Genomic DNA, 8,413 nt, shown 5'->3' with positions numbered 1-8,413 from the left:
CCTAGACGGGGGAGATCAACGGGGTGCGGTCGGAACCGCGTGTTCGTCGACCTGATCGACACTCCGTCCACCCCAATGTCTCCAGGGCAGGGCCTCCTGGACCGGGCCAACCTCCACACTGGCGGAACCATGGTGTGTCCGACGCGGCACCAATGAGTGAGGGCGGCGGTATCGGCCCGAGAAGAACCCCACCGGCGCACCATTTAACGCGGCTTCAGTTCGACGGGCGGATCGGCGAGATAGCCGCCGCCGAGCGCCTTCGTCAACACAATCTCCTGACTGAGCACTTGACCCTTGAGCGTGAGCAGGGCGACCTGTTCCGCGACCACGGGCTGGCGCGCTTCGAGCGCCGCGAGCCGGCTCGTCAGTCCGCGTTGATAGTAGGCTTCGACGCTGTCCCTCGTGAACGCCACCGATTCGATCCGTTGTTTCTGCAACGCAGTCTCCGCGTCGAGGGACTGCAGACGGCTGCCCGTCTGGGCGACATCGCGTACGGCGTTGAGAACGGCCTGGTTGTACTGCTCGATCAACAGGTTGCTGCCCTCGCGGGCGCCGTTCAGGTTCGCGTTGAGCCTGCCGCCGTCGAAAATCGGCAAGGTCAGGCCCGGAATCAGGTTGATCTGCTGGCTTGCATGCGTGAAGAGGTCGGCGAGGTGCAAGGCGTTGAAGCCGAAAAATGCCTTGATATCGAAACTCGGATAAAACGCTGCCTTCGCTGCGTCGATCCGGTCGAACGACGCCTCGACATACCATCGCATCGCCTGCAGATCGGGCCTCCGGGCCAGCAGTTCGTACGAGAGCGTCGTCGGCAAGGCAGCCTGCGAGCGCGGTAGCGCGACGGGTTCGATGGCGGGCAGGCCTGCGGGCCCCGCGCCGATCAGAGCGCGCATCGATTCGCGCAGCTGCTTGATCTGCCCTTGCGCCGACACGATCTGCCCTTCAATGCCCAGCTGCTGCGCGCGTGCCTCTTCGAGCTGGGTGCGGGCTTCGAGGCCTCGCGCCGTCGCCCTTCGTGTGCTTCCACCGCGAACTCCGCGATCTCATGCGATTCGTTCAGCAGATCGATGAGCTGATAAGTCGTTTGAATGCCGTAGTAAAGCTGGGCGACATCCGTCGAGATTTCGATTTCGACAGCGGACGTCTCGGCGAGCCGCGCATTGCTCACGCCGAGCGACGCGGCGACCTCCGCGCGTTGCTTGCCCCAAATGTCCAGGTCCAGGCTCGCGCCAAGCCCGACGACACCCTCCGTGTACCACGGCCCCGTCAGCCCCGCAGCCGGTTCGTTCCTCGCGAACGGGCCGAGAAAGCCGTTCGCGGAAATATGCTCGCGATCCAGCGACGCCAGCGCCGCCACCTGAAGGTTGGATCCCGCTCTGGCAAGCTCCACATCCGACTTCGCTTGCGCGACGCGCGTGCGCGCGATCACCATCGTCGGCGCATCGGCGAGCGCCTGATCGACCAGCGCGTCGAGCTGGGCATCGCGGTAACGCGTCCACCAGCGCGCGGCGGGCCAGCCATCGCGCGCGAGATGGATGTTGTCCGCGAGGTTGATCTGCTCGGGCGCAATCTCGGTGTAGGGCGTGCCGTTATGATGAATCAGCGCACAGCCCGACAGCACGGACGATATCCACGCGACGCACACAAGGCATCGACGCCATCGCCAATCGCACAAAACTGGTCTCGCGTTCATGCTCGTACCGCCGGTGATGCCGACGCCGCGACCGGCGCCTCGACGCGCCAGTCCGGCAGCCCCGCGATCTGCCGCGACAGTTCGTCCGCTGCGGCGATGAGCGGCTGATCGGCCAGTTGAGCCGGTTCGACCGCTTGCGCAGCGATCTCGATGCGCCGCGGCGCGTGTGCATCGGGTGGGTTGGCCGCGAGCTCATCCGCGTACCGGTTGAGTTCGGCGCCGGCCTGTTGCTGGGCTGCGTGCACTGCGTCGATGGTGCGTGGGCTCGACGATCCCGCTTGCGCCACGAGCGCGCTGCGCAACGCATCACCCGCCAGCATGATCTCGCGACCCTGCGCGAGGACCGTTTGCGCGCGCATTGTCAGTTGCGACTGCTCGCCTTCCTGCCAGGCGGGCTCGAGCGCGACACGCGAGAGCGTCGTCTCGCAATCGGCCAGCACGGCCCACGCCTGCAACTGGCGCTGTGCATACGGCAGGTCATCCCCTTTCCCGGCGCCAGGCTGCGATGGGCGCAACTGTGCGGCAATCGCGCGCAACAGGGTTGCGAGCTTCTGTCGCAGCACATCGCCCTCGCCCTCGCGCCAGAACGACATCTGTACGAAGGTCGCCACGCAAACGCCCAGCAGAATGCCGACCATCCGGTCGCGGATTTCAGTGAGGTTCGTGGTTGGGCCGAACTCTCCGAGCAACGCAAGCGAGAACGTAAACATCACCTGGAGGCCGGCATAGCTGACCCTCTCCGAACCCGCCGTTATCCACGCCCCGAGCGCCACGACAGGCAACGCCATCAGCAGAAGGCCGACAATGTTGTCGAGATGCGGAACGACGAACACGACCATGAACAGCGCAAGCGCGCTGCCGACGGCGGCCCCGGAGAGCCGCAGCAACGCACGCTGCGTCGATGCGCCGAGGCTCGGCAGCGCGACGATCAGGCAGGTCAGCATGACCGTGTGGACGCCCTGCCAGTCCACGGCGTTGTAGAACACATAGCAGACGAGAACAGCGAGCAGCGTCTTCAGCGAAAAGCGCGTGTACGCGGGATTGGTCCATGCGTCGGGCGCGACCATCGGTTCACTCGCGGGCGGCTTGCCGGCCGCGGCGGCACCGCTTGTAACAAGATCGGCGTACGCGCGCAGCGCTCGCTGCGATTCGGCAGCAGCAGGAATCGTGTCGGCGGCATTGCGCTCTTCAGGTGTCGCCGTGCTCATGTAGCGATAGGGCTCGCTGGTCATGACCGAGTCGTCGAGCGCGCGGCAGTTCGCAAGCAACTCGCGCAACATCGCCAGTTGCGCTGCCGACACGCCTGGCCAACTGAGCGGCAGTTCACTCGCTCCGCGATAAAGCCGCGACACCGTCGCAATGCACGCAAGCTGTGACGCCTGATGCTCGCGATAGTGGGCATCACGCATCGTCGTGAACCGCAGCAGCTTCTGCAGCGTGAGCGCGCCTTGCTGGACGGCCGCCAGCGTGATCGGCGCGGCGCTCGCGGTGCCGTCGATCAGCTGCGTCAGGCGCGCGTCCAGCGTCACGAGTTGCCGATGGACTTCCTCCTTGAGTTGCAATTGCGGTTCGGCAGGCAGCAGCAACGTATTGACCACGAGCGTCAGCGCGATCGGATAGTTGACCGCGACCCACACCCACAACACTGCGCGGATCAGCAGGTCGGCCTGATCGGTCTGGTCCACGAAGCTCTGCACGTAGATCACGACGATCGCGACGCAGAAGAACACCACGCCGATCTTGAGCACCCGGAGCAGGTACACGCTGCCGAAAAACATCAGACTCGCGATGACAATGCGCAGCAACGGATAGTCGAATGTAAACTTCAGTACCAGGATCGACAGGCCAATGGCGAGCGTCGATCCGACCATGAACAGCATGCCGACCAGCCGCGTGAGCACCACGTTCGACTGCGTGACGTAGAACACCACCAGCAGCGACAACGCGAGTTCCGGCACTTCGAGCGCCATCGACGCGACGATCACGATGGCGCTCGTCAGCATGCAACGCAACATGACGTTCAGACGCCCGGGGAACGGCGCCAGTTCGCGCCTCAGGAAAGCGCCTGCATCGCGCAGCGTGACGGGCAGATAGTCGGCGGCGGTCATGGGTTCCTCAATGGCGCTCGCCGCCATCGCCGCGTCCGGGTTCCAGCACGGCCACCGCCGACGTACCGACGCGAAACAGTTCCGGGTTCGGCTTGTCGATGCGGATCTTCACCGGGAAGCGCTGCGATACGTGCACCCAGTTAAGCGTGCGTTGAATGCGCGGCAATCCGCCGGGCAGTGCAAGGCCGGCTTCGTCCGGCGCAATACCATAGCTGATCGAATCGACGCTGCCCTGGAAACGCTGGCCCGTATCGCTCATCAGGTAGACTGTGGCAGGCGTCCCCGCCCTGACGCCCTTGAGTTCGGTCTCGCGAAAATTCGCGACCACGTACCAGTGGCGCGTATCGATCAAGGTGAAGACCGGTTTGAGCGCCGTGGCAAACTGGCCGGTCGATGTCTTCAATGACACGATGCGTCCGTCGAACGGTGCTCGCACCGTGGCATATTCCAGGTTCAGTTCGGCCGTCGCGATCTCCGCCATGACGACGGCGCGTTGCGCGACCAGCGCATCGACGCCGCTCACAGCCGCCGCCGCCTGCTGCGCCTGCAGTTGCGCGGCGCTGAGTTCGGCCTGCGTGGAGCGTTGCGCGGTGCGCGCACGGTCGACGTCTTCCGCCGATACATAACCGTGTGACAACAGCGGCTCCATGCGGTGCAGCGTATCGGACGCCTGGCCGGCTGCGGCTCGCGCGCGCTCGACGGCCGCACGCACCGACTGCGCGTTGTACTGCTGCGCATTGACCGTGCGCTGGGTCAGCTCGATCTGGCGGTCGAGCGCGACGAGGGATGCGTTGCCCCGCGCGAGCGCATCCTGATACGGGCGCGGATCGATACGGAACAGCAGATCGCCCTGCTTCACCGCCTGATTGTCGCGCACAGCCAGTTCGACGATGCGGCCGCTGACTTCGGGCACGACGTCGATCGTATCCGCGTCGACATAGGCGTCGTCGGTGCGAGGCGCGCGGTCCCACAGCCGGATGACGTAGACGAGCAGCAACAGCGTCACCACGACCATCACGATGGCCGGCCATTTTCTCTTCGATGTCCTGCTGGCTGGGGTCGCCATTCATCCACCCGACAAAGATTCAATGTTGGAAGAACATCAACCAGACAGCGAGCGCCAGGAACGCGACAAGCGTGGGATACACCACGGCTGAAGGTCCCATCAGATTATCGGCCTGTAAGCGCTTGAGGATCAGATAGATGACGACCGTGAGCACGACGCCCGCGACGATACAGAACAGCCAGTCGGGAAAGTACGCGCCAAGCACGCCGATGGATGGCGAATTTGCGCACCCTGATATCGGGATCGCGGCAATCGCGGCCACGCCGATTGCACGCTTTGAACATCTGCCTCTGGCGCTCGGGATGTGTCGTTTCAATGTCGTCCCTGTGGTTGGAATCAATGTCACACGAGATGCTCCAACGAAGGATCGCCATCGAAGGGTTTCCTGAACAAACCGATAGCGCCTTTTCCAAGTAGTAGCCCGCGCTCCGCTCGCCGAGAGCTTGCAGACGTACCAATTCGTCGCAATAGCGCAGAAAGAGGCACTCCGCGTCGCATGAATATGCAATAGCCGAAAGAAACGATTGCTGATTTGTGGAACTTTGGCAAACACGGATATATGCCTATCAGTAACAGGGGCACGGTTTCGACTAACAAGGAGCGCCAGCGCACCGATTTCTGCGGCTGCGCACCGACCGGTTCCCGCCTGATACCCTGCAATGTGATTCGATGCGGCGTATCCCGTGGGCGAAAAACGAGTCGTTATGGCGAAGCGCAAGTGAGCCGCCCGGCAGTGATCGACAAGCGCTACCTCTTCTCCGGGGGCGCCCTTCGACCTCAATCCGGTAAACACATTGTCTCCTGGCGCGGCACGGCCCACCATCCCCCAGTAAGGGGATGCGCTTTAATCGATGGGGGCCGGCCCACGCACCACCAGCACCAAGCTTATCTGCTAGACCCGATCGACTTGCTACTGAACCCGTATACGCGGCAGGAAGAGAGTTTCCACACGGTCTCAATCCGTTGCCGTCATCCGTGGCGCCGCGTCGGCGATATCAATCATATGCGCGTCAATCGATTACGCGTTTTGAGCTACGTGTCCACGTGGACACGTAGCAACAATGAGTCACGCTCTCTGCGCCAGGGCGACTATAAACGAGCGGTTACCATACGGGCACCCCGGAGGCCTTTCCCGAGACGAGGTCCTTCATATCGTCTTGACAGAGGCAGCAATATGAGTCAAACAGTTCTGCGCACAGGGTAGCTAGGGCAGCAAGATTTACAGCCTGGTCTACGTGCTCGACCTCGCCCGCGCTCAGGATGTCGTCTAGGCTTGGAGCAAGGCGACGCAGTTGCTGGAACGCGAAAGCGTCAAGTTTCATGTCGGAACCTCAAGTGGATGTTAACGTCGCTTGCGACCAAGGATTTCAAAAGGCTATCCGCGCCGTTCATGGATTCATTCCTGGGAGATAGGTGTCGATATAGTTAAAACATCGCCATCGCGAAGGAGCGACGCCAGTTCGCTTTGTTGCGGAGTTGATGCGGCGAGCCGCGTTCAGCCTCCATTGACCTCGACGTGAGGAATTTGATGCCGTTGTGTTACCTACCCTTCGTTAGTTAAACACCCTCGTCCGACGTGGTCGCCTCCATCACAGACGCCAGAATCATGGCGTCGATATTTTGTGGAGCGCGTCGCAATACTCGAGGGCTGTACACGGCATCACCTTTCGCTATGGCCTGCCCGCTCAGTGCGCATATTCCGGTTTTCCGTGCGATACAGCGCTGCCAGAGTTGTTCGCCATAGCGGCAAGCGGTCGAGTCGCTCCATGCGACGGTAGCAGTTGTCCGACTCTGTCGCTCGAGTACCCGGATCGCGCACCTTTTGTAAGCTTCGTGGCGACAGTCTGCGTGAGCGGGCCGATGCCCCCGAAATGTGGTGGGGCTATCACGGCTGAGGAGCGCCACGGTGTGGAACCACGCGCAGTCGATTTCGATGACATTCCCCATGAGGGTGCTCCTTAGACATTCGTATATTTCTTCGGGAAAACCTGCGTGCAGGCACCTGCGATGGCGGCGTCGTCGTCCACGAAGATGTGTGGGCAGTAATCGTCCGGGGCGGCATCGAAGATCGCCTCAACCATCGCAAACGCCTCGCGATACCGATATCGCGCCGGGTCTGTGACCTCGTCGTTGGAACCGGTAAGCTGCAAGTCGGGAAACCTGAAGAACGCACGCCCCGACGACTTCTCGTCCGCTTTGACACTAGCCGGAAGAGCGGCCGCTCCGGCCTACGGACCGGCCTGGTATTCGATGATGAAACAATCATTGGAGTAATGCCAAGCTGGCGGTGCAACAAGCGACGATTTTCCCTGCGGCATGAGAGATAGCGAAAATCTTTGAGCATTTTCATTGTGTCCTGTCTTTGTGCCGAAGCAGAACGGGACCACTTGCAGAGACCGGAAAACACACGAGACCAGTAACCAAATCTTAGGTATTCCCGTCTACATAAGCGGATCTCGTGCGAGCTGTCCAGATAATTCCTAACGACCTATTCGGACTTTACCCAGCAACAAGCTTATCTGTTCCTTGACAGAGTCTCCATCCCCTCGTTGGGGGTCTGACCGGTCAGCAGACACTCTGACCTGAACGACATTGACATGCCAACCTGCAAAGGGTGTATGCCATCAGCGAGTCCTCTGCGTACGGGTTGTCTGCAGGCCAGCCTGCGTCTGGTCGTAGCAGGCGACCCCGCAGGCTGGCATGCAGACAACGGATAGCCCAAGGAGATTTCCTTCGCATAACAGAATTTTTTCACTGAACAGGGTTTGACTTTCAACGCCCCATAGAAGGGGGTATTCGTACTTTCCCTGCATGTATGGATTCGCCACCGCACCGCGCTGATCAACCAGATGCAAGCCGCGATTTTGCTAAGGACAGGGTGCGTGGCGGGACAACGTTTTTATCGAACGGCTGTGGCGCAGCGTGAAGTACGAAGAGATATATTTGAAGGCCTATGAGTCCGTCGACCAGCAAGGAAGTCAATCGACCATTATCTTACGTGGTACAACCAGCAAAGGCCTCATTCAAGTCTGTCGGACAAGACCCCGGACGAAGCTTACTTCGCGATGCTGCCCGCGATTAAAACGGCAGCGTGACCGCCCAGCACTCCACTTAAAAATCGAAAAAACTGTCCGAACGAACGGTGCCACCTCTCATTGCCGCCTGCGACCGGCCGGAAAATGCGCTTCACCGGCATGACCGTGCTCCGCCTCAAACATGGCAAGATCGTTGAGGAAATCGGCCTGGACGACGGCGTGACCGCCGTGCAACAACTCGGACACATCAACGCAGCATGACGCGGGGCGCGGCGCTTCCGTGTCTTTCGGCAACGCCATGTGTACGTAACGCGAGAACGGGCCGGAATGTGGCCGGCCCGTTTATGGGCACGGCGTCAACCGTGAAGATCAGTCCCTGAGCGAGGAGCAGTCATTCGGAGCGACAGCGCTGACCGGCGCTTCCTTAACGGACTTTGCCTTTTGCGAGGGGCAGTAGGCAACCTGAATTACTCACACATCAGAAATATAGCGGACAGATTGATGCCTAAAAAAT

At 61.3% G+C, this 8,413-nt stretch carries 7 protein-coding genes and 2 pseudogenes; 2 read left to right on the top strand and 7 right to left on the bottom strand.

The window, feature by feature from the left end:
* Window positions 1-203 precede the first annotated feature (203 nt).
* The 7 genes from P0D89_RS49205 to P0D89_RS49175 form a co-directional block, all read right to left on the bottom strand.
* Entirely contained in the window at window positions 204-890 is a 687-nt protein-coding gene (locus P0D89_RS49205) for a TolC family protein (RefSeq protein ID WP_408370389.1), read from the bottom strand.
* Window positions 878-1,618, bottom strand: coding sequence for a TolC family protein (locus P0D89_RS49200; protein ID WP_408370391.1), 741 nt, complete (start codon window positions 1,616-1,618; stop codon window positions 878-880). Before P0D89_RS49200 ends, P0D89_RS49205 begins: the two co-directional genes overlap by 13 nt.
* A gap of 68 nt (window positions 1,619-1,686) precedes the next feature.
* Window positions 1,687-3,798 (bottom strand): FUSC family protein, encoded by a 2,112-nt coding sequence (locus P0D89_RS49195; protein WP_408370393.1) that lies wholly within the window; start codon window positions 3,796-3,798, stop codon window positions 1,687-1,689.
* A gap of 7 nt (window positions 3,799-3,805) precedes the next feature.
* Window positions 3,806-4,864: a multidrug transporter subunit MdtN gene (gene mdtN, locus P0D89_RS49190; RefSeq protein WP_408370395.1), complete on the bottom strand. Its 1,059-nt coding sequence runs from the start codon at window positions 4,862-4,864 to the stop codon at window positions 3,806-3,808.
* A 19-nt stretch (window positions 4,865-4,883) separates the two neighbouring features.
* Complete coding sequence (locus P0D89_RS49185; protein WP_408379133.1) at window positions 4,884-5,126, bottom strand: YtcA family lipoprotein; 243 nt, start codon at window positions 5,124-5,126, stop codon at window positions 4,884-4,886.
* 1,295 nt (window positions 5,127-6,421) lie between these two features.
* A complete protein-coding gene (locus P0D89_RS49180) occupies window positions 6,422-6,811 on the bottom strand; it encodes a DUF3331 domain-containing protein (protein WP_408260690.1) in 390 nt (129 codons plus the stop codon).
* An 11-nt stretch (window positions 6,812-6,822) separates the two neighbouring features.
* Window positions 6,823-7,014 (bottom strand): hypothetical protein, encoded by a 192-nt coding sequence (locus tag P0D89_RS49175; protein WP_408370859.1) that lies wholly within the window; start codon window positions 7,012-7,014, stop codon window positions 6,823-6,825.
* Window positions 7,015-7,735: 721 nt separating this feature from the next.
* Between P0D89_RS49175 and P0D89_RS49170 the strand changes: the two are divergent.
* Window positions 7,736-7,959 (top strand): annotated as a pseudogene (locus P0D89_RS49170) (integrase core domain-containing protein); the annotation flags it as partial.
* A 57-nt stretch (window positions 7,960-8,016) separates the two neighbouring features.
* A pseudogene (locus P0D89_RS49165) lies at window positions 8,017-8,160 on the top strand (ester cyclase); the annotation flags it as partial.
* Window positions 8,161-8,413 lie beyond the last annotated feature (253 nt).

The sequence above is a fragment of the Paraburkholderia sp. RL18-085-BIA-A genome (genome assembly GCF_046027075.1).
In the GTDB taxonomy this organism is placed as follows: Bacteria; Pseudomonadota; Gammaproteobacteria; order Burkholderiales; family Burkholderiaceae; genus Paraburkholderia.
This window is presented reverse-complemented; position numbering and strand designations above follow the sequence as displayed.